At 72.2% G+C, this 19,440-nt stretch carries 17 protein-coding genes; 7 read left to right on the forward strand and 10 right to left on the reverse strand.

Going from position 1 to position 19,440, the window contains the following annotated elements; all coding sequences use genetic code 11:
• Positions 1-130 precede the first annotated feature (130 nt).
• From ACQPXB_RS19000 to ACQPXB_RS19030, 7 genes are all read left to right on the forward strand, one after another.
• Positions 131-1,024, forward strand: coding sequence for an FAD binding domain-containing protein (locus tag ACQPXB_RS19000; protein WP_366578459.1), 894 nt, complete (start codon positions 131-133; stop codon positions 1,022-1,024).
• Complete coding sequence (locus ACQPXB_RS19005) at positions 1,017-1,523, forward strand: (2Fe-2S)-binding protein (protein WP_386955463.1); 507 nt, start codon at positions 1,017-1,019, stop codon at positions 1,521-1,523. The genes ACQPXB_RS19000 and ACQPXB_RS19005 overlap by 8 nt, the downstream gene beginning before the upstream one ends.
• Complete coding sequence (locus tag ACQPXB_RS19010; RefSeq protein ID WP_432853923.1) at positions 1,520-3,955, forward strand: xanthine dehydrogenase family protein molybdopterin-binding subunit; 2,436 nt, start codon at positions 1,520-1,522, stop codon at positions 3,953-3,955. The genes ACQPXB_RS19005 and ACQPXB_RS19010 overlap by 4 nt, the downstream gene beginning before the upstream one ends.
• Positions 3,952-5,439, forward strand: a complete 1,488-nt coding sequence (locus ACQPXB_RS19015) for a CoA-acylating methylmalonate-semialdehyde dehydrogenase (protein WP_432853926.1) — start codon at positions 3,952-3,954, stop codon at positions 5,437-5,439. The genes ACQPXB_RS19010 and ACQPXB_RS19015 overlap by 4 nt, the downstream gene beginning before the upstream one ends.
• A 9-nt stretch (positions 5,440-5,448) precedes the next feature.
• Positions 5,449-6,222: an SRPBCC family protein gene (locus tag ACQPXB_RS19020; protein WP_386955457.1), complete on the forward strand. Its 774-nt coding sequence runs from the start codon at positions 5,449-5,451 to the stop codon at positions 6,220-6,222.
• 14 nt (positions 6,223-6,236) lie between these two features.
• On the forward strand, positions 6,237-7,013 hold the full coding sequence (locus ACQPXB_RS19025) for an IclR family transcriptional regulator (protein WP_432853929.1): 777 nt from the start codon (positions 6,237-6,239) through the stop codon (positions 7,011-7,013).
• Positions 7,014-7,080: 67 nt separating this feature from the next.
• A complete protein-coding gene (locus ACQPXB_RS19030; RefSeq protein WP_432853932.1) occupies positions 7,081-8,427 on the forward strand; it encodes a HEAT repeat domain-containing protein in 1,347 nt (448 codons plus the stop codon).
• Positions 8,428-8,714: 287 nt separating this feature from the next.
• Here the strand turns inward: ACQPXB_RS19030 and ACQPXB_RS19035 are convergent, their stop codons facing one another.
• The 10 genes from ACQPXB_RS19035 to ACQPXB_RS19080 all read right to left on the reverse strand — a co-directional run bounded on the left by ACQPXB_RS19035 (position 8,715) and on the right by ACQPXB_RS19080 (position 19,408).
• Positions 8,715-10,142 carry a UbiD family decarboxylase gene (locus ACQPXB_RS19035; protein ID WP_432853935.1) on the reverse strand — a complete coding sequence of 476 codons (1,428 nt, stop codon included), beginning with the start codon at positions 10,140-10,142 and terminating at the stop codon, positions 8,715-8,717.
• Between the two features lie 82 nt (positions 10,143-10,224).
• Complete coding sequence (locus ACQPXB_RS19040; protein WP_432853938.1) at positions 10,225-11,493, reverse strand: YeeE/YedE family protein; 1,269 nt, start codon at positions 11,491-11,493, stop codon at positions 10,225-10,227.
• Between the two features lie 63 nt (positions 11,494-11,556).
• On the reverse strand, positions 11,557-11,796 hold the full coding sequence (locus tag ACQPXB_RS19045) for a hypothetical protein (RefSeq protein WP_366578474.1): 240 nt from the start codon (positions 11,794-11,796) through the stop codon (positions 11,557-11,559).
• Between the two features lie 158 nt (positions 11,797-11,954).
• Positions 11,955-12,131 (reverse strand): hypothetical protein, encoded by a 177-nt coding sequence (locus ACQPXB_RS19050; protein WP_432853941.1) that lies wholly within the window; start codon positions 12,129-12,131, stop codon positions 11,955-11,957.
• A 229-nt stretch (positions 12,132-12,360) separates the two neighbouring features.
• Entirely contained in the window at positions 12,361-12,549 is a 189-nt protein-coding gene (locus ACQPXB_RS19055; RefSeq protein ID WP_432853944.1) for a hypothetical protein, read from the reverse strand.
• 36 nt (positions 12,550-12,585) lie between these two features.
• Positions 12,586-14,316, reverse strand: coding sequence for a hypothetical protein (locus ACQPXB_RS19060; RefSeq protein WP_432853947.1), 1,731 nt, complete (start codon positions 14,314-14,316; stop codon positions 12,586-12,588).
• Positions 14,317-14,375: 59 nt separating this feature from the next.
• Entirely contained in the window at positions 14,376-16,166 is a 1,791-nt protein-coding gene (locus tag ACQPXB_RS19065; protein WP_432856696.1) for a hypothetical protein, read from the reverse strand.
• 348 nt (positions 16,167-16,514) lie between these two features.
• Positions 16,515-18,257 carry a thiamine pyrophosphate-dependent enzyme gene (locus ACQPXB_RS19070; RefSeq protein ID WP_432853950.1) on the reverse strand — a complete coding sequence of 581 codons (1,743 nt, stop codon included), beginning with the start codon at positions 18,255-18,257 and terminating at the stop codon, positions 16,515-16,517.
• A 10-nt stretch (positions 18,258-18,267) separates the two neighbouring features.
• Positions 18,268-18,981, reverse strand: coding sequence for a flavodoxin family protein (locus tag ACQPXB_RS19075; protein WP_366578485.1), 714 nt, complete (start codon positions 18,979-18,981; stop codon positions 18,268-18,270).
• Positions 18,982-19,123: 142 nt separating this feature from the next.
• Positions 19,124-19,408, reverse strand: a complete 285-nt coding sequence (locus ACQPXB_RS19080) for a hypothetical protein (protein WP_366578487.1) — start codon at positions 19,406-19,408, stop codon at positions 19,124-19,126.
• Positions 19,409-19,440 lie beyond the last annotated feature (32 nt).

Raw genomic sequence — 19,440 nt, forward strand, 5'->3', positions numbered from 1 at the left:
GCCACGAAAACCCCATCGGCCGGCCGCGTCCGATTTGACATCCGGCCCGGCTCTTCAGAGACTCGTTCTGTAAATCGAACAGCGTTCAGCATTTCGAACACTGGCCGGAACGAGCAAGAAGGGCGAATCGGTGAAACTGCCTGCTTTCGGCTACCACCGGGCCGAATCGCTGGGCGACGCGGTGGCGGTGCTGGCCGAGCACGGGCCCGACGCGCGGGTGCTCGGCGGTGGGCAGAGCCTCCTCCCGGTGATGGCGCTGCGCATGTCGAACCCGAGCGTGCTCGTGGACATCACCACGGCGAAAGACCTGCGGGGCCACGCTTTCCGTGACACCGACGGCCTCGTCGTGTCGGCCGCGGTCACCGCGCGGGCGCTCGAGACCGACGCCGAAACGCGCCGCCGTCATCCGCTGGTCGTCGAAAGCCTGGCGCAGGTCGGGCATCCCGAGATCCGCAACCGCGGCACGGTGTGCGGCTCGCTCGCGCACGCCGACCCCGCGGCCGAGCTGCCCGCGTTGCTGCTCGCGCTCGACGGGTCCGTGCGCGTCGCCGGCGCCGAGCGGCGGCGCCGGATCGCCGCGCGCGACTTCTTCCTCGGGCCTTACCTGACCGCGCTGGCCGACGGGGAGGTCGTCGCCGGGGCCGAGCTGCCGCTCGTGCCCGCGACGGCCGGCTGGTCGATCCGCGAGATCACCCGCCGCAGCGGCGACTTCGCCCTCGTCGGCGTGATCTGCGTGCTGGACACCGATTCCGCCGGGCGCTGCACCGACGCGCGGATCGCGCTGTTCGGCATCGCCGGCACCCCGCGTCGGGCCACCGCCGCCGAGGCGATCCTCACCGGCGAGGTCCTCGACGACGCCGTGCTCGCCGAAGCCGCGGCCCGCGCGTTCGACGAGATCGACGTCGTCGGCGACCTCCACGGCTCCGTGACCTACCGCCGCCGCGCGGGCACCCGGCTCGTCGCCCGCTCGCTCGCCGAAGCCGCCGCCCGCAGCCAGTCCGAAGTGGAGAGTGCCCGTGCTTGACGCCCACGAGCCGACGCAGGTTTCCCTCACGGTGAACGGGAAACCCGAGTCGGCGCGCACCACACCGCGGACCACGCTCGCCGATTTCCTGCGCCACGACCTCGGCCTCACCGGCACGCACCTCGGCTGCGAGCACGGCGTCTGCGGTGCCTGCACCGTCCGGCTCGACGGCACGGCCGTGCGCAGCTGCCTCACCCTCGCCGTACAGGCACACGGATCCACAGTGGACACCGTCGAAGGCCTGGGTGAGACGGCCGGCACCGAAGACGTGCTGCACCCGCTGCAGCAGAAGTTCTGGGAGCACCAGGCGTTGCAGTGCGGCTTCTGCACGCCGGGCTTCCTGATGGCCGCTGTCACCGCCGTCGAGGAGAACCCGGACCTCTCGCACGACGAGATCCGCGAGCGGCTGTCCGGGAACCTGTGCCGCTGCACCGGGTACGCGCCGATCGTGGCCGCGATCGCCGAATACGCCGAGCAGGTGCGGGAGGCGCGGGCGTGAGCATCACCGAAGGCTGGGTCGGCCGCCGCGTCAAGCGCGTCGAGGACCCGAAGATCCTGCTGGGCCGCGGCCGCTACGCCGACGACGTCACCCCGGCCCGCTGCCTGCACGCCGCGTTCGTCCGCGCCCCTGTCGCGCACGCGCTGATCACGGCGATTGAAGTCGAGGCCGCGAAGCAGGCGCCGGGGGTGGTCGCCGTGTTCACCGCGGACGACTTCAACCCGATGTGCCGCTCGTGGAAGGGCCTGCTCGACTGGCCGGGCCTGGTCGGCGGCGACCAGCGGCCCCTGGCCACGGGCAAGATGCACTACGTCGGCGAGCCCGTGGTGATGGTCGTGGCCGAGAGCCGCGCCGTCGCGGAGGACGCGCTGGAGCTGGTCACCCTCGACTACGAGGAGCTCGACCCGGTCGTCGACTCCATCGCCGCGCTCGACGAGTCGGCGGCGAAGGTGCACGACGAGCTGCCGTCCAACCTCGCCTTTGAAGGCACGTTCGGCACCGGCGACGTCGAAGCGGCTTTCGCCGAAGCCGCCGTGGTCGTGGAGACCGGCATCAGCACCGCGCGGCACACGGCCGTCGCGCTGGAGCCCCGCGGGGTCGTCGCCGAGTTCGACCCGTCGGCGAAGTCGCTCACCGTGCGGCTGTCCACCCAGGCGCCGCACATGCTGCAGTCCGCGTTCGCCGAGCTGCTCGGCCTGCGGGAGAGCAACATCCGCGTGCTCACCGACGAGGTCGGCGGCGCGTTCGGCATGAAGGCGCACGTGTACTCCGACGAGGTCGCCACGTGCGCGGCCAGCATCCTGCTGCGCCGCCCGGTGAAGTGGATCCAGGACCGCGTTGAATCGCTGCAGTCGGACACGCAGGCGCGCGACGAGCGGGTGTCCGCCGCGCTGGCCGTCGCGGCCGACGGGCGCATCCTCGGCCTGCGTTCGGAGGTCGTGAGCGACGGCGGCGCCTACTCCGTGTACCCGCGCAGCATGGTCACCGAAGGCATCCAGGTCGCCACGATCATGCCCGGCCCGTACCGGATCCCCGTCTACTCGGGACACTTGCGCGTCGCCATCACCAACAAGGCGCCGCTGGCGGTGTACCGCGGGGTCGGGCACCCCGTTGCCATCCTCGCGATGGAGACGCTGCTCGACGAGACCGCGCGCCGGCTCGGGCTCGACCCGGCGGAACTGCGGCGCCGCAACCTGATCGCGCCCGAAGAGCTGCCCTACACCTCCGTGACCGGTCAGGTCTACGACAGCGGCTCGCACCAGGAGTCGCTGGAGAAACTGGTCGCCATGCTCCCCGCCGGGCCGGACCTCGACAAGCGCAAGGCCGAGGCGCGCGAACGCGGGCGCCTGCTGGGCGTCGGGCTCGCGTGTTTCGTCGAGGTCACCGCGCCCGGCGTGATGTTCTACGGCAAGCGCGGCGCCCCGATCACCGCGCACGACCAGGTCGAGGTGCGCGTGGAGGCCGATGGGTCGGTCACCGTGCTGCTCGGCACACCCGGCCAGGGCCAGGGCCTGCAGACGACCGCCGCGCAGGTCGTGGCCGACCACCTCGGGGTGTCGTTCGACCGGATCAGCGTGGTCAGCGGCGACACGGCGGTGGTGCCGCACGGCACGGGCGTGTGGGCCAGCCGTTCGGCCGTGGTCAGCAGCGGTGCCGCCGCGTCGGCCGCCCGTGAGGTGAAGGAACGGCTGCTCGCGATCGCCGGGCACCTGCTGGAGGTCGACCCGGCCGACCTCGAGATCGGCGACGGCGTGGTCCAGGTCGCGGGCGCGCCGAACGTCCACTTGGAGGTCGGAGAGCTCGCCGAGGTCGCGCACTTCCGCACCCACCGGCTGCCGCCGGAGCTGCGGATCGGGCTGTCGGTGGTGGGGGAGTACAGCGGCCCCAACGTCACCTTCAACAACGGCGCCCACGCCGCGGTCGTCGAGGTCGAGGAGGACAGCGGGCTCGTGCACATCGTCGACTACGCGTGCGTCGAGGACTGCGGGGTGCTCATCAACCCGGACATCGTGGACGGGCAGATCCGCGGCGGTGTCGCGCAGGGCATCGGCGGGGCGTTGTTCGAGCGGCTGTACTACGACGAGAGCGGCCAGCTGCTCACCTCGACCCTGCTCGACTACCTCATGCCGACCGGCCCGGAGCTGCCGGACGTGCGCATCACCCATCTCGAGACGCCGAGCCCCATCACCATGCTGGGCGTGAAAGGCGCCGGTGAGGCCGGGGCCGCCGGCGCGCCCGCGGCCGTGCACAACGCCGTGAACGACGCGCTCGCCCCGCTGGGCGCGCGGGTGTGGCACGAGCCGATCACGCCCGAACGCGTCGTCCGGGCCCTCGACGAATCCGCGGGCCACCGTTGGCCCGAACCACCCGACACCCCACCCGTACCGGCTCTCCCGCACCTCGGCTCGACTGTCGAGAAAGGACACTCGTGAACACCATCCAGCACTTCGTCGGCGGCGCTTTCGTCCAGGACGAACCGGCCGCGTGGGCCGACGTGCACGACCCCGCCCGCGGTAGCGTCGCGGGCCGGGTCGCGCTCGGCGGCGCCGGTGCCGTGGACCAGGCCGTGAAGGTGGCGCTCGACGCGCAGGCCGCCTGGGCCGAGGAATCGCTCGGCGTGCGCCAGCAGGTTCTGCTGGAGTTCATCCGGCTCGTCGAACGGTCGCGGGACGAGCTGGCCGAGCTCGTGACCGGCGAGCACGGCAAGACGCTCGCCGACGCCCGCGCGGAGGTCAACGCGGGCCTGGACGTCGCGAAGTTCGCGGCCGGGATCCCGCACCTGCTCAAGGGCGACTTCAGCGAGAACGTCTCCCGTGGGGTGGACACGTACTCGATCCGCCAGCCGCTGGGGGTCGTCGCGGGCATCACGCCGTTCAACTTCCCCGTGATGGTTCCGATGTGGATGTTCCCGATCGCCGTTGCGTGCGGCAACGCCTTCGTCCTCAAGCCGAGCGAGAAGGACCCGTCGGCGTCCAACCGCCTGGCCGAGCTGGCCCTGGAGGCGGGGCTGCCCGCCGGCGTGCTCAACGTCGTGCACGGCAGCGCCCAGGCCGTCGACGCCCTGCTGGCTCACCCGGATGTCGCCGCGGTGAGCTTCGTGGGGTCGACGCCGGTGGCCCGGCACGTCTACGAGACCGCGGCCAAGCACGGCAAGCGGGTGCAGGCCCTCGGCGGCGCGAAGAACCACCTCGTGGTGCTGCCGGACGCCGACCTCGATGCGGCCGCCGACGCCCTCGTCTCCGCCGCCTACGGCTCGGCGGGGGAGCGGTGCATGGCGATCTCGGTCGCGGTGGCCGTCGGCGGGGTCGGCGACGCGCTGCGCGAGCGGCTGGTGGAACGCATCGGCCGGCTGTCCACTGCGGACGGTCACGACGAGGGCACCGACATGGGCCCGCTGGTGACCGCCGACCACCTGCGCCGCGTGAGCGGTTACGTGCAGGCCGGCGCGGACGCGGGCGCGGACCTCGTGGTCGACGGCCGCGACGTGCGGGTTCCGGGACGGGAGAACGGATTCTTCCTCGCACCGACGCTGCTCGACCACGTGCGCCCGGACATGACCGTGTACACCGACGAGATCTTCGGCCCCGTGCTGTCGATGCTGCGGGTCGACTCGCTGGAGGAGGCCGTCGGACTGATCAACGGCAGCGAGTACGGCAACGGCGTCTCCCTGTTCACCCGCGACGGTGTCGCCGCACGGCAGTTCCAGCACACCGTGCAGGCCGGCATGGTCGGGCTCAACGTGCCCATCCCCGTGCCGATCCCGTACTTCCCGTTCGGCGGCTGGAAGCACTCGCTCTTCGGCGACTCCGGCCAGTACGGCGAGGACGGCATCCGGTTCTTCACGCGCCGCAAGGTCGTCACGAGCCGGTGGGCGCCGTCGGCCGGCTCCCGCGTCGACATGCGGTTCCCGGCCTAGGGGGCGCTCGTGCGACTGGAGAACAGCTTCACCGTCGGCCTGCCGCCTGAGCAGGCGTGGGCCGTGCTCACCGATCCCGAACGGGTCGCGCCCTGCATGCCCGGCGTGCACCTGGACGAGGTCGACGGCGACGACGTCCGCGGCGGCCTGCGCGTGAAGGTCGGGCCGATCGCCGCCGAGTACTCCGGTCTGGCCCAGTTCCGCGAACGCGACGAGGCGGCCGGTGTTGTGGTCGTGGCGGCGTCGGGTCGCGAGGTGCGGGGCCGGGGTTCGGCTTCGGCGACGGTCACGTTGCGGCTGGCGCCGGCTCCGGAAGGCACGCGCGTCGATCTGGCCACGGAGCTCGCGCTGACGGGCCGGCTGGCGCAGTTCGGGCGTGGTGTGCTGGGCGAGGTGACCGGGCGGCTGGTCGACGAGTTCGCGCGGGCGCTGGCGGAGGAGGTGGCCGGGTCGCGGGTTCAAGCTGCGGCAGTGCCGCGGGCCCCGGTGTCCGGGGTCGCGGCGGCGGCTCTTGTCGAGCCGGTGGCGGAGGTCGTCGATCTGGCGGCAGCGGAGTGGCCGGACGACGAGCCGGTGAGCGCTGTTCCCTCGGCCGAACCCGCCGCTACGGCTCCGGTCGTGAGTGTTGCCGGTGCGCGGCCGAGTCCGGAGGACCGGCCGCGCACTCGGAACGCGGACGCCGTCGTCCTGCGCGCCGTCGCGATCCCGGTCGCGAAACGCGTGGTCCCGGCCGTGGCCGCCGTCGTCGCGGCGATCGTGCTCGCCCGGCGGTTGCGGCGATGACGGAATCTCCCGCGATGACCGGTTCCCCTTCCTCGGCCGGGCTGCCGGTGCCGTCGGTCGCCCGCGCCGCGTACGTGCTCGACGCCCTCGCCGCCGCCCCCGACGGGCTGCCGCTCAGCGAGCTCGCGCGGGTCATCGGCGCGCCCAAGAGCAGCTGCCTCGCCGTGTGCACGACGCTGGTCACCACCGGCCTGCTCACGCGTACTCCCGGCGGTCAGTACCGGCTCGGCTGGAAGGTCGTGCCGCTCGGGCGGGCGTACCTCGCGAAATCGGGGTTCGTGCTGGAGTTCCGGCGCGTCGACCAGGAGCTGGGGCTGCTGCCCGAGGACACGATCGTGCTGTCCCTGCTGGACGGACGCCACGTCGTCTACGTCGAGACGCGGCCGGGCCTGCGGACGCTCGCGATGTCCTACGAGATCGGGCTGCGCCTGCCCGCCCACTGCACGGCGAGCGGCAAGTCGCTGCTCGCGTCGCTGACCGACGACGAGATCGCGGGCCGCTACGCCGACGGCCGCTTCGAAACGCTGACCCCGCAGAGCATTTCGCGGATGCCACAGCTCATGGCGGAGATCGAGAGCACTCGCGCCCACGGTTACGCCGTCGACGACGAGGAGACCGCGCCGGGCATGATGTGCGTCGGCGCTGCTGTCGCCGGGCGGGGTGGGCAGCCGGTGGGTGCGCTGTCGGTGAGCATGGTCAAGTCCACTGTGGACGCCGAACGCCTGAAGCACTCGACGTCCGCCATTCTCCGTCTGAGCACTGCCATCACCGAACGGCTCGGAGGACTCTGAGCGCTCCCCAAATCCGGTGGCGTCGTGGGCGTCGCGGACGGCACGATGGCGCCGGAGAGGGGGAACGATGGTGACGGAAGAAGAACTGGACGCGCTCGCCGCCGGCGACCCGCGCGAGTGGCTGGTGGTGGACGAGTCCGAGCGGCGCTGGTGGTTTTACGGACAGGGCCGCTGGCGAGCCTTGCCGTCGCGTCGGCTGAGCCGCGTGGAGCTCGTCGAGGCGGTTTGCGACGCCGACGGGTACATCCGGGAGCCGGGCGTGCGGCAGCTGCGGAGCAGCCGCGACCCGGAAGCGTTGCCCCTGCTGCTGGTGCGCTGCGTCGACTGGGTGCCCCAGGTACGGGAGATCCCCCGCGCGGCGGTGCTGGCGCGGTTCGCGCAGGAGGACCTGGCGCCCCTGCTGCCGCTGGTCGTCGTGCTGAGCCGGCGGGCCGTGGACGACTGGGTGGACGAGCACGTGCTCCAGCCGATGCTGCGCTCGCCCGAGCTCCTCGACGTGGCGCTGGCCACGCCGGACCTGCGAACCCGCCGGATCGTCCACGAATCGGCCCAACGCGCTGGGCTGCTGTCCGACGAGCGGCTGGCCTCGATCGCGGTGCACGACCACCACGACGTGATCCGCACCCGTGTCGGCCGGCTCCTGCTCGACCGCGACGACCCCCGGTTCGTGCTGCCCCTGCTCGACGGCGGCGCCCCCAAGGTACGGGCGCGGGCGTTGCAGCTGCTGGGCGTCGAGACGGCCCGGGAACGGCTGGGCGAGAGCTCGTCGCTGGTGCGGTCCATGGCGCAGGCCCTCGTGCTGCACGCGGGCGGCGACCCGGCCGCCTACTACCGGGACGCGCTGCGGTCGGGCGCCGTCACGCGCGCGACCGTCGCCGGCCTCGGCGAAACGGGGACGCTCGACGACGTCGACCTCCTGCGAGCACAGCTCGCCGACGAGCGGCCTCGGGTGCGCGTCGCCGCGGTCCGTGGCCTGCGCCGGCTGCTGGCGAACCCGTCGGACGCGCGGGCCGTCCGCTACGGCCGTGAGCTGCTCGCCGACCCCTCACCGGGCGTCGTCCGCGAGGCCGCCGCCCTGCTCGACGGCCGCCTCGGCCCGGCGGACCGCCCGCACCTGCTCGACCTGGCCGCGCCGGCCCGCCCCCTCCACGTCCGCCGCGGCGCGTACACCTTGCTGCGCGGGGTGAGCCGGTGGTCCCGGCTCGCCACCGACCTGTGGCTGCTCAGCCTGCCGGGCGACCCCTTGGCCGCCGACGCCCGCCGCGACCTGGACGACTGGCACCGCAACGGCTCCAGCGCGTTCACCCGCCCGTCCCCGGACCTGGCCGCCCGGATCGGCGAGCTGCTGACCGAACTGGAGCCCCACCTCGGCCCCGGCGTGACCGGGGAGCTGCGGTGCCTTGCCCAGGCGTGAGGGCTGCCTGTCCGGAGTGGACAGCCCTTACGCCCGGCCAGGCAATCCGCTCACGGCTGAGGCGATTCGCGCGCCCGTCAGACTCATCCGGGCAGGTCGGTCACCGTGTCGGCCGCCGAGGTGCGCCGAGCCGGTGGCCTGGCTCGGCGAACTGACGCACTGGCTCGGCCCGGCGTGGCCGGGGAGCTGCGGCGCCTTGCCCAGGCGTGAGGGCTGTCTGTCCGGAGTGGACAGCCCTCACACCCGGCCAGACGATCCCGCCGCGGCTGAGGCGTCTCGCCTGCCCGTCAGGCCCACCCGGGCAGGTCGGTCACCGCGGTGATCGTCTCGACGGCGTCGGCGTCCACTGCCTGCATCGCGTCCTCCGGGACCCGCGCGCGGGCGGGGAAGACGATCGGCGGGGCGGGTTTGGTGGCGTCGACGATGACGGCGGAGGAGCGTTGGGGGGTGCGGCCGCCGGCTTCGTCGTAGGACCAGTTGGTGGGGAGCAGGCCGCCGGGGCCGTTCCAGCGGGGGATGATCTGCAGGTCCTGCGACGCGTCGAAGCGGGTGCCGATGGCCCAGGCGACTTCGCGTTCGTCGTAGACGTCGATGTCGTCGTCGACGATGACGATGGCGCGCAGGTTCTCCGGCTCGGTGTTGAGGGCGGCGAAGGCGGCGCGGGTGGGGTCGGTGTCGGAGTTCTTGCGGATCGACAGGTAGCAGTGCATGCGGGCGTGCAGCGGGATGTTGACCGCGCGCAGGCCCGGCACCTTCTGCTGCACGGCCTCGTGGATGCTGGCGATGCGCGGCAGCGCGCCCATCAGCCGGTGCTCGCGGCCGGAGGCCTGGATGTCCTGGAAGATCGCGTCGCGGCGCATGGTGATGGCGTCGACCTCGATGACGGGCTTGCGGCCGCCGCCGACGTAGTGGCCGGGCCATTCGGCGAACGGGCCTTCCTCCTCGAGCTCGTCGGGCAGGATGTGGCCCTCGATGACGATCTCGGCGTGCGCGGGCACGGGGATCCCGGAGGTCACCGCCGGCACCGTTTCGACCGATTCGCCCAGGTACGCGCCGGCGGCGATGTACTCGCCGCCGATGCCGGGCACGCGCGACACCGCGCCCATGAGGAACGCCGGGTGGTGCCCGATCACCAGCGCGATCGGCGTGGGCTCGCCGCGTTCGGCGTAGCGGCGGTGGATGGTGCCGCCGTCGTGGGAGCCGAAGAACCACACGCCGAGGCGCCGCGGGCCGTAGATGTGGTGGCGGTAGATGCCGGCGTTGATCGCCCCCGACTCGGGGTCACGCGTCACGCCGACGGCCGCGGTGAGGAACGGGCCGCCGTCGAGCTCGTTGTGGGTGGGGATCGGCAGGCGGGTGAGGTCGGCGTCCTCACCGCGCCACACCACCTCCTGCACCGGAGCCGCGCCCGCGAACTCCACGGGCGGGTGCGCGGCCCGGCCCTGGCCCGCGACGGACGAACGCACGAGCGTCTCGACCTCGACCCCGAGGGCCAGGGCCATCCGCTCGTGCGTCGCGACGAGGTTGGTCAGGCAGCGCAGCTCGCTGCCGGCGACGTCGCTGAACAGCAACGCCGGGTACTCGCCGCGCTTGTCGTACCACGCTCCGTAAGCGGTGACACCGAACCGCGGGTCCACCTGCTTCGACACGTGCTTGACCTCGCCCGCACCGGTCGAGACCACCTCCGCGAGAAACGACCGCAGATCCTTCGTCACCGTGAGCCTCCCAAAAGACGTCAGACGTCTGACGCACTATAGGAACGTCGCTCCGGCCCCGACAAGGGTTCCCACCACCTGGTCAGCAGATGCTGTCGCTCGGCCTCGGGTTGGCCAGCCCGAACAGCGGCCGCAGCCGCAGCCCGACCCAGGTGCCACCGAGGGCGAACAGGCCCCATAGCCAGCCGTGCAGGCTTCCGGTGGAGATCCCGGCGAGGTACGCGCCGATGTTGCAGCCGCCGGCGAGCCGCGCGCCGACGCCCATCAGGACCCCGCCGACCACGGCCGCCACCGCCGTGCGCCACGGGATCTCCGCGCGGATCTGCCACGTCCCGGCCGCCGAGGCCGCGACGGCCGCACCCAGGATGATGCCGAGGTCCGTGAGGCTCGTCTTGTCCGTCCAGATCGGGCAGGCCAGCGCCTTGGCGTTGGTGCTCGTCTGCCAGAACTCCCACGTCTCGGGATGCAGGCCGATGAGCTGCAGGAGCTTCGCGCCCCACAGCGTGAACGCGAACGTGACACCCCACGTCGAGCCTGACACGAGGACGACCGCCGCCGCGAGCACACCGAGCACGAGGGCGCCGACCAGCAACGGCCACGAACCCCGCAGGACCCGCGCGAAACCGTGCGCGGTCGGCACGGGTTCGACCGGCGGCGGCGTGCGCCGCGCCTGCACGAGCCGCGTCACCACCACGACCAGCGCGAGCGCGGCCAGCGTGATCGCCCACGAGCCGGCCCAGCCGACGTGGTCGGCCAGCAGGAACCCGGACACCTGCGGCCAGCCGGTGAACACGGGGTAGGCCCAGCTGTAGAGCACCGAGCCCGCGATGAACCCGCCGAGCGTGAGCACGGTCGTCGACTGGCCCGCGCCGACGGCGAACAGCGTGCCGGACGCGCACGCGCCGCCCAGCTGCATGCCGATCGCGAACACCGCCGCGCCGACGAACAGCGGCAGGCCGATCGGGCCCGCGGTGAGCTTGGGTGTGGCGCCGAACAGCCCGGCGCCGGTTCCGGCGATGAGCGCGATGAGCGTGGTGGCGGTGCCGAGCAGCAGCGCGTGGGCCCGCAGGCCGGACCCGTTGCCGACGGCGATGAGCTGCCGCCACGCGGAGGTGAACCCGAAGCGGGAGTGGAACAACGCGACGCCGAGCGCGAGGCCCAGCACGAGCAGGATGCCGTACTTGCCGCCGTAGGTGGCCCAGACGTACCAGCTCAGCGCGACACCGAGCACGGCGGCGACCGCCAGCGGCACCACCCGCACCGGCTCCTCGGGCGCGGGCCGGGGCGCCTCGCACGACGTCGGCGACGACAGCAGGGACTGGCCCGCCGGCAAGGGTTTCTTCACGGACATGGGAACTCCAGGGGTCGAGGGGAACCGGCCACGGCGGCGGGCGCGCCGCCGTGGCCGCGGGGATCAGCCCCAGGAGGGCAGCAGCTTGCCCGGCACGCCGCCGACCGACTGGATCAGCCCGAGCGGCGGCACACCCAGCGGGGCGAACGTCCAGATGTTGTTCAGGCCGCTCGTGTCGGGCTCGTCGACGACGACCACCCCGGGAGCATCACCGGTGGCCGCCAGGGCCGGCCCGGCCGCGACGCACACTCCGGCACCGGCGAACGCGGCGATCGCCGCAGCGCGGACGAGGGTCTTCTTCATCGGGTTTCCTTTCGGTGGAAGGTTTTCAGGAGACGGTGGTGATGAGGCCGAACCCCGGCCCGGTCGACCGGCTGCCCGACCGGGCCGGGGTTGGTGCCGGGGATGGCTTTGGGTCGTCGGTTCGGCGTGGAGGCCGGGGTGTCGTTGTGGTGTGCCTTTCAGGACACGATCGTGATGAGGCCGAACACCGGGGCGAGCAAGTCGACCGGTTGCCGGACCGGGCCCGGGTTGGTGCAGGCGAGGGCTTGGGTAGCCGGTTCGGCGTGGATCCCGGCGCGGGGCGGGGCGTCGTTGTGGTGTTCCTTTCGGGAGACGGTGGTGATCAGTTCGAACACCGGGCGGGCAGTTCGAGCAGTCGCCCGGCAGGGCCGGGGATGGCTTGTAGTCGGTTCGGCGTGGAGGCCGAGATGCCGTTGTGGTGTTTCTTTCAGGACACGATCGTGGCGAGGCCGAACACCGGGCGAGCAGGGCGACCGGCTGCCCTCGCAGGGCCGGGGTTGGTGCCGGGGATGGCTTCGGTAGCCGGTTCGGCGTGGAGGCCGAGATGCCGTTGTGGTGTTCCTTTCAGGACACGATCGTGATGAGGCCGAACACCGGGGCGAGCAGGTCGACCGGCTGCCCGACCGGGCCGAGCACGCCGCCGAGGTCGACGCCGGGCAGCGCCCAGACGGCGGGGTCCGCGTCGGCCACGCCGGCGCCGAGGGCGGTGAACACGGCGGCCGCGGTGAGGGTGAGCAGGATCCTGCGTTTCATGGGGTTTCTCCTTGTGACACTGGGATTTCCGGGGGTTCAGCGAAGGACCGCGGAGATCGGCACGACGGTCCCGTCGGGGACCCACTGGCCGGCGTAGTCGCGGTCCATCACCATGCCGGGGGCGTGGGGCTCCCCGGGGTCCATCGGCATCGCGTTGACCTGGGCCGACGCGTACATCTGCACGTCGCCCGTCAGCGCGGCGGGGCCGAGCCAGCGGGCGAACCCGCCGACGGTCGGGCTCTCGCCGCCGAACGCGTCGCCGAGCGCGACGGCGTAGGCCAGCGCCGTGGGGTCGCGCGGGTCGAAGCGCAGGGGCAGCGACGAGCTGGCGACGGCGTTCACGAGCGGGGCGTTGAGCAGCCACGGCGCGAGGTACAGGCCGTACTGGTAGGTCGGGCGGCTCTGCTGGGCCGTCTTGGCCTGCGTCAGCGCGGAGTAGCCACCGGCCCAGCCGGCCACGACGACCAGCGCGGTGTCCGGTCCGGGTTCGGCCTGCACGGCCAGGCCGTGGCGCGCGGCGGTGTCGCGCACGAGCCGGGAGGCGGCCCGGCCGCGGGGCGAGGTGTCGTCGACGAGTGTGAGCGCGGCGGGTTTGCGGGTGGCCAGGAAGTCGACCAGCTTCACCAGCGCGCCACTGTCCTCAGGGGACAGTGCGTCGGCCGGGCACGACGTCAGCACGTCCCGGCGGCCCGCGACGAGCCCGCCTAGCGCCGCGGACGCGCACTCCGGCGAGTCGGCGGTGACGCCCGGGCCGGGTTCGGTGCCGGCGTCCACCTCGACGGCCGTGGTGGTGTCACCGCGAGTGATGCGCAGGTCGCTGCGCCCGGGCGGCAGGACGACGTCGGTCCACGTGCCCTCCGCGCCGGGCCGCGCGACGGACTGGACGACCGCGCCGTCCGCGGCCGTCACCGCGAGATCGGCCCCGGCGCCGGCCGGGAAGTGGACCAGGTTGTGGCCCGGGCGCTGCGGGCTGACCAGGACCGGGTACCCGCCCCCGTCGGCGAGCAGCGGCACACCCGGCACGGGCAGTGGGGGAGGGGCCGGGATCGCGGCGAGCGCGGCCCACGCCAGGAACGCCGGCGCCACACCGACCGCGCCGAAGCGGTACGCGCGCCCGGTGTCGCGGCGCAGCACGACGGCCAGCACCGTCACCGCCAGCGGCAGCACCACGGCGAGCAGCACCGTGAGACCGAACAGCGTCGCGTAGAGCCGCCGGTCGAATCCGGGGCCGGACAGCGCGAGTTCCACCCCGCCGGCCAGCACCAGCAGTCCGCCGAGGGTGAGCGACAGCGGCCCGGGCCGGATGGCCGTGGCCCGCCACTGCTCGCCGGGCGAAGCGCTGAGCAGGGCGAAGCCGAACCAGACGGTGGCGCCCGCCACGTAGACGAGGTCCGCGGCGAACCCGAGGCCCGAGCGGCCCGCCGACGTCTCGAGCACCACCAGCGCGACGAGCGCGACCGACGCCCACCGCCCGAACCGCGGCCGGCTCACCAGCAGCGGCACGGCGAGCGCGAGCAGGACGTGCACCGCCAGCGCGACCGGGTTGATCGGCACGGCGAAGAACGAGCCTGCGGCCAGCAACGCCGACGCGCCGCCGAGTCCGAACAGGACAGTCCGCGTCCGCCGGCCGAGCGGGCCGGCCAGCGGGGCCAGCAGGCCACCGCCGGCGAGGAAGGCGGTGGTGAGCAGCAACGCGAGCCGCAGCACGAGCGCCAGCGCGTCCACTCCGGACGAACCGGTGGCGGTCGTGAGGTCGTGGTGATCCATCGTGGACCTTCCGGGGAGGTCCGGTGCCGGGCCACCGAAGCGGACCGGCACCGGAGGGGTCACTTGACGTCGGCGTCCGCGGCCACGAACAGCTCCGAGTGCGGCTTGGCGTTGCCGAAGTCACCGTGCGGCCAGGACTTGCGGTTGAAGTTGATCCCGACCTGACCGGTGAACTCGTCGCGGAAGTTCTGGTCCACGGAGATCTTCCCGTCCGGGCCTAGGTTCAGCAGGTTGACCTTGTGGTCACCGTCCAAACCGGACCGGGCGACGAAGTAGTTCGACACCGCGAGGTGCTGCGGCTGCGTCGTCTCGTGGTAGAATCCGTCGCTGCCCAGCGCGAGGTTGTCGTAGGCGCCCCAGTGCGGGCCGGCCCCCGGCGTGCCGGGGTTGATCGGCGCCGCGCCGACGACCGTCGGCAGGTCACCGCCGCCGCCCTGCTGCGCCTTGGCCTTCGTGTCCACGCGGCCCTGGATGTCCTCGATCCGGTCGCCGGCGTTGACCAGCTTGGAGATGTCGAGCACGTAGACGCCGCCGGTGGTGCCGGGGTCGTCCGCGCCGAGCGTGCCCTTCTGCCGCCCGACGATCGCGCGGTAGAGGTACTTGTCGTCCGGGCTGGTCTGGATCCAGCCGCCGTTGGAGCTGGCGCCGTTGGCGTCGTTGCCCGGGTAGATGGCCTTGTTGGCGGCCCCGTCGTCGAACACCTCGATCCAGTGCGGATCCTTCGCCGTGATGTCCGGCGTGTAGAACACCGCGCCGCCCTGCATGGTCTGCGCGAACGCGCCCTTGTGGCCCGGCCGGTTCGTCACCGTGGTCTCCATGACCGCGCGGCTTTCCGAGTGCAGCGGGTCGGCCGGGTCGGCACGAGGGCCGTCCGGCAGGTAGGAGACCGCCTTCAGCTTCGGGTGGTTGCGGTCGGAGATGTCCCACGTGCGCACGGTCGGGCGCCGCAGGTACGGCGACGGCTGCTTCACCGGGTCGAGGATGATGTTGCGCGGCTCGGCGTAGTCACTGGTCACCAGCGTGTTCATGTCCTCGCGGGCCTGCACGCCGTGCGGGTTGGCGCACGTCGGTTTCCCGAGCTGCGGGAGGTTGTCGCACAGCTTGGGGTTGTCGCCCTGCGGGGTCGCGGCCGGGTTCTGCGACAGGACCTGCGCGTTCTGGTCGAAGTGCACGACCTCGCCGGGGCTGCCGGCGAACCCGTTGCCGATCTGCGTGCTGCCGTCGGCGTAGGTGTACGGCCCGGGCACGACCGGCCCGCCCATGTACGTCCCGTACGCCGTGCCGTCCTTGAGCACCCAGTACGCGTCGGGCACGGAACCGCCGAGCGTCTGCGTCGGCAGGCTCACGCCCTTGAGTTTCAGCTGCGGCAGCGCACTCACGTCGAACGCGTAGGTCGCCGCGGCGAACAGCGCGCCCGCGTAGATCGTGTCGCCCTTGTGCCACACGTACTGCATGTGGTGCGGCTCGTTCTCCACGAGCGGGCCCACCGTCGCGGTGTTCACGACCTTGCCGTACGACGGCGAGCCCTGCGTCGCGTCGATCACGGCCAGGAAATCGGGGCCGGGCAAGGCGTTCTTCACCTTGTTGAGCCCGCCGCCGAGCGTGCCCGGCAGGTTCTTGACGTCCTTCACGGCGGTGTCGGCGATGTTCTCGTCACCGGCCCACACGAGCAGCCATTTCTTCGGCGTGCCGGATTTCGCGGTGAGATCCTTCGACACCAGGTGGTTCTGCACCCAGTACTGCTTGCCGTCGGCGGCGGTCTTGGTGTCGGTGGACACCTGGACCTCGGCGTACGCGCTCGTGCTCGCCCCGGTGTAGGTCACCCCCGCTATCGCGAGCGCGGTGGCCATCGACCCCGTCACCACCTTCCGCCAACGCGGACTGGATCGCATGCGCGTTCTCCTTCTGATCGTTTTCCGGGCACGACAAAGACACCCGTGGTCCCGTACTGGTTTCTGCGAATCCCGGCGGCTACTCGGTGACGAGCGTCCCGGGTTCGGACATGCGCGAAATAGTTGCGCCATTCAGACCAACCGTCAATCCGGTGATCAATCCCTGAGACGCCGCCGTATCGGGTGAATCCCCGACGCGGGTGTCTTCACAGCTGAGCCGGTCTGCGTCACCCGACCGTGTGACTGGCACAAAACGAAAGAGGCCCGACCGTCACCGGTCGGGCCTCTGGCGGAAAGCGGGGGTGGCTACGCCTTTTCGTCGACGTCGTGCGCGGAGATCAGCGTCTCCTCGATCTTGGCGATGGCGAAACCCCAGGCCTGGCTGACGGTGGGCTTCGGCGGGATCACGATCTCCTCGGCGTTGGTGACGACGTCGAGCAGCACCGGGCCGGGGTGGGCGAGCGCGTCGCGGACGGTCGCGTCGATCTGGTCGGGGTGCTCGACGCGGACGGCGTGGATGCCGCAGGCGCGGGCGACCGCGGCGAGGTCCGGGTTCTTGAGCACGGTGCCGAACTCGGGGATGCCGCCCTGTTCCTGCTCCAGCTTGACCATGCCGAGGCGGGAGTTGTCGAACACGAAGATCTTCACCGGCAGATCGTAGGCCGCGACCGTGAGCAGTTCGCCCATGAGCATGGTGAGGCCGCCGTCGCCGCAGAACGCGATGGTCTGGCGGGCGGGGTCGAGCTGGGCGGCGCCGAGGGCGTGGGGCAGGGCGTTGGCCATGGAGCCCAGGTTGTACGACCCGAGCAGCTGCCGGTTTCCGCGCAGGGTCACGAAGCGGGCGAGCCACACGGTGGACATGCCGGTGTCGGAGGTGAACACGGCGTCGTCGGTGGCGTGGCGGTCGATCGCCGCCGCGAGCACCTCGGGCCGGATGGCGCGCTCCCGGTTGTCGAACTGCTTGCGCACGCGGCCGACGATGCTCGAGTCGTAGCCGGGGTCGGCGAGGTGGTGCTGGCGGTCGCGCCAGCTCGTGTAGCGCTCGCGCGACGCGGTGAGGTGCTCGCGCGAGGTCTTCGCCCGCAGCAGCGGCAGCAGCGCGGCCAGCGTGGTGCGGGCGTCGCCGACCAGCGCGTGGTCGACGTGCGTGCGGCGGCCGATGCGCTCGCCCTCGTGGTCGATCTGCACCACCGTCTTGCCCTTCGGGTACCAGTCGCGGTACGGGAAGTCGGTGCCCACCATCAGCAGCACGTCGCCGTGGGTCAGCGCGTGCTGCGCCGCGGGGTTGCCGATCAGGCCGGTTTGCCCCACCTGGTAGTCGTTGTCCCGTTCGAGGGTCTCCTTGCCCTTCAGCGTCAGGACCATCGGCGCGGCAAGGGTTTCCGCCGTCGCCAGCACCTCGTCGCGGGCCGGGCGGGCCCCGGAGCCGACGAGCATGGTCACGGTGTCCGCGCCGTTGAGCACGGCCGCCACCTCGGCGAGCGCGCCGGCGTCCGGGGTCACCGGCGGGTGCTGGCTCACGAACCGCGGCTCCAGCGTGCCGTGCGGCAGCTCGCGGCTCGCGACGTCGCCCGGGAGGGTGAGCACAGCGACCCCGTTGCGCGCGTACGCCGCGTTCACCGCGAGCTCCAGCAGGTACGGGAACTGTGCCGGGTCGGTGATCGTGCGGGAGAACACCGACACGTCGCGGAACACGGCGTCGTTGTCGACTTCCTGGTGGTAGTCGCTGCCCATCTCGGCGCTGGGCACCTGGCCGCAGATCGCGAGCACGGGGGTGTGGGACTTCTTCGCGTCGTAGAGGCCGTTGAGCAGGTGCAGCGAGCCGGGCCCGACGGTGCCCATGCACACGCCGATCCGCCCGGTGAGCTGCGACTGCGCGCCCGCGGCGAACGCGCCCGCCTCCTCGTGGCGGACCCCGATCCAGCGGATGCGGGGCTCCTGGCGCAGCGCGTCGGTGATCGGGTTCAGCGCGTCGCCGACCACACCCCACATCGCGGACACGCCGTGGTCGGCCAGGCTTTGCACGAGCATCTTCCCGACAGTGGTCATCGATGTCCTCTCAGCGGTACTCGGGGTTGGGATGGGTGAAGTCGAACCGCTCGCCCTCGTCCCAGGCCGCCCGCTGGTTGCCGTACGCGGGGATTCCGCCCGCGTCCTTCAGCATTTTGGCCAGGTGCATGAGGTTCCACGTCATGAACGTGGTGTTGCGGTTCGTGAAGTCGTTCTCCGGCCCGCCCGACCCCGGGTCCAGGTAGGACGGACCGGGGCCGATCGGCCCGAGCCACCCGGCGTCGGCCTGCGGCGGGATCGTGTAACCGAGGTGCTGGAGGCTGTAGAGCACGTTCATGGCGCAGTGCTTCACCCCGTCCTCGTTGCCGGTGATCAGGCAGCCACCGACTCGTCCGTAGTAAGCGTACTGGCCGGCGTCGTTGAGCAGGTGCGAACACGCATAGAGCCGTTCGATGACCTTCTTCATTTCGGACGAGTTGTCCCCGAGCCAGATCGGTCCACACAGGACGAGGATGTCGGCGGCCAGCACCGTTTCGTACAGGGCGGGCCATTCGTCGCTTTCCCAGCCGCGTTCGGTCATGTCGGGGTACACGCCGACGGCGATGTCGTGGTCGATCGTCCGGATCACCTCGACGTCGACGCCTTCGCGCCGCATGAGCTCAGCGCTCAGGCGGATGAGACCTTCGGTGTTGCTCGGCTCCGGCGAGCGCTTCAGCGTGCTGTTGAAGAACACGGCGCGCAGGCCGTCGAATCGGGGGCTCACGGGCACTCCAGGGTCGGTGGGCGGTCGCCCTCACACCCTAGGGAGCAGCACGCGGAGTCACCATTATCGGAACGTTACGGCGGTTCTCCCGGAAGGGCCGTACCGGCTTACGGCAGCCGTTGCCGAGCTGGCGGGCCGGCGCCTACGGCCGGCGCTGCTCGATCGTGAACCCGAGCTTGCCCAGCACCGCCACCGCGCCCGCCTTGCCGCCTTCGAAGTCGCCGGGGGCGAGGCGCTCGCCGGTGGCGAATTCGTACGCCGTACCGAGCAGCGCCTTGTGCGGGTACCGCTTGCCCTCCCACACCAGTTCGTAGGTGCGCGACGGGCCGAATCCGTGCTCCGCGAAGAACGCCTCCGCCCCGAGCCGGTCGTACTCCCGCGCCGCGCGCACCACGTCCGCCTCGCTGACACGGCTCCAGGACACCATCTTCGCCGCACCTCCCGGGTCGGTCGACACCT

The organism is Amycolatopsis sp. CA-161197 (genome assembly GCF_050942255.1).
In the GTDB taxonomy this organism is placed as follows: Bacteria; Actinomycetota; Actinomycetes; order Mycobacteriales; family Pseudonocardiaceae; genus Amycolatopsis.

What these genes read in the sequence shown, in the direction of transcription:
- ACQPXB_RS19030 (WP_432853932.1), top strand. Translation starts at nt 7,081, where the DNA reads ATGGTGACGGAAGAAGAACTGGACGCGCTCGCCGCCGGCGACCCGCGC.
- ACQPXB_RS19045 (WP_366578474.1), bottom strand. Translation starts at nt 11,796, where the DNA reads ATGAAGAAGACCCTCGTCCGCGCTGCGGCGATCGCCGCGTTCGCCGGT.
- ACQPXB_RS19040 (WP_432853938.1), bottom strand. Translation starts at nt 11,493, where the DNA reads ATGTCCGTGAAGAAACCCTTGCCGGCGGGCCAGTCCCTGCTGTCGTCG.
- ACQPXB_RS19070 (WP_432853950.1), bottom strand. Translation starts at nt 18,257, where the DNA reads ATGACCACTGTCGGGAAGATGCTCGTGCAAAGCCTGGCCGACCACGGC.
- ACQPXB_RS19060 (WP_432853947.1), bottom strand. Translation starts at nt 14,316, where the DNA reads ATGGATCACCACGACCTCACGACCGCCACCGGTTCGTCCGGAGTGGAC.
- ACQPXB_RS19025 (WP_432853929.1), top strand. Translation starts at nt 6,237, where the DNA reads ATGACCGGTTCCCCTTCCTCGGCCGGGCTGCCGGTGCCGTCGGTCGCC.
- ACQPXB_RS19065 (WP_432856696.1), bottom strand. Translation starts at nt 16,166, where the DNA reads ATGGCCACCGCGCTCGCGATAGCGGGGGTGACCTACACCGGGGCGAGC.
- ACQPXB_RS19055 (WP_432853944.1), bottom strand. Translation starts at nt 12,549, where the DNA reads ATGAAACGCAGGATCCTGCTCACCCTCACCGCGGCCGCCGTGTTCACC.
- ACQPXB_RS19080 (WP_366578487.1), bottom strand. Translation starts at nt 19,408, where the DNA reads ATGGTGTCCTGGAGCCGTGTCAGCGAGGCGGACGTGGTGCGCGCGGCG.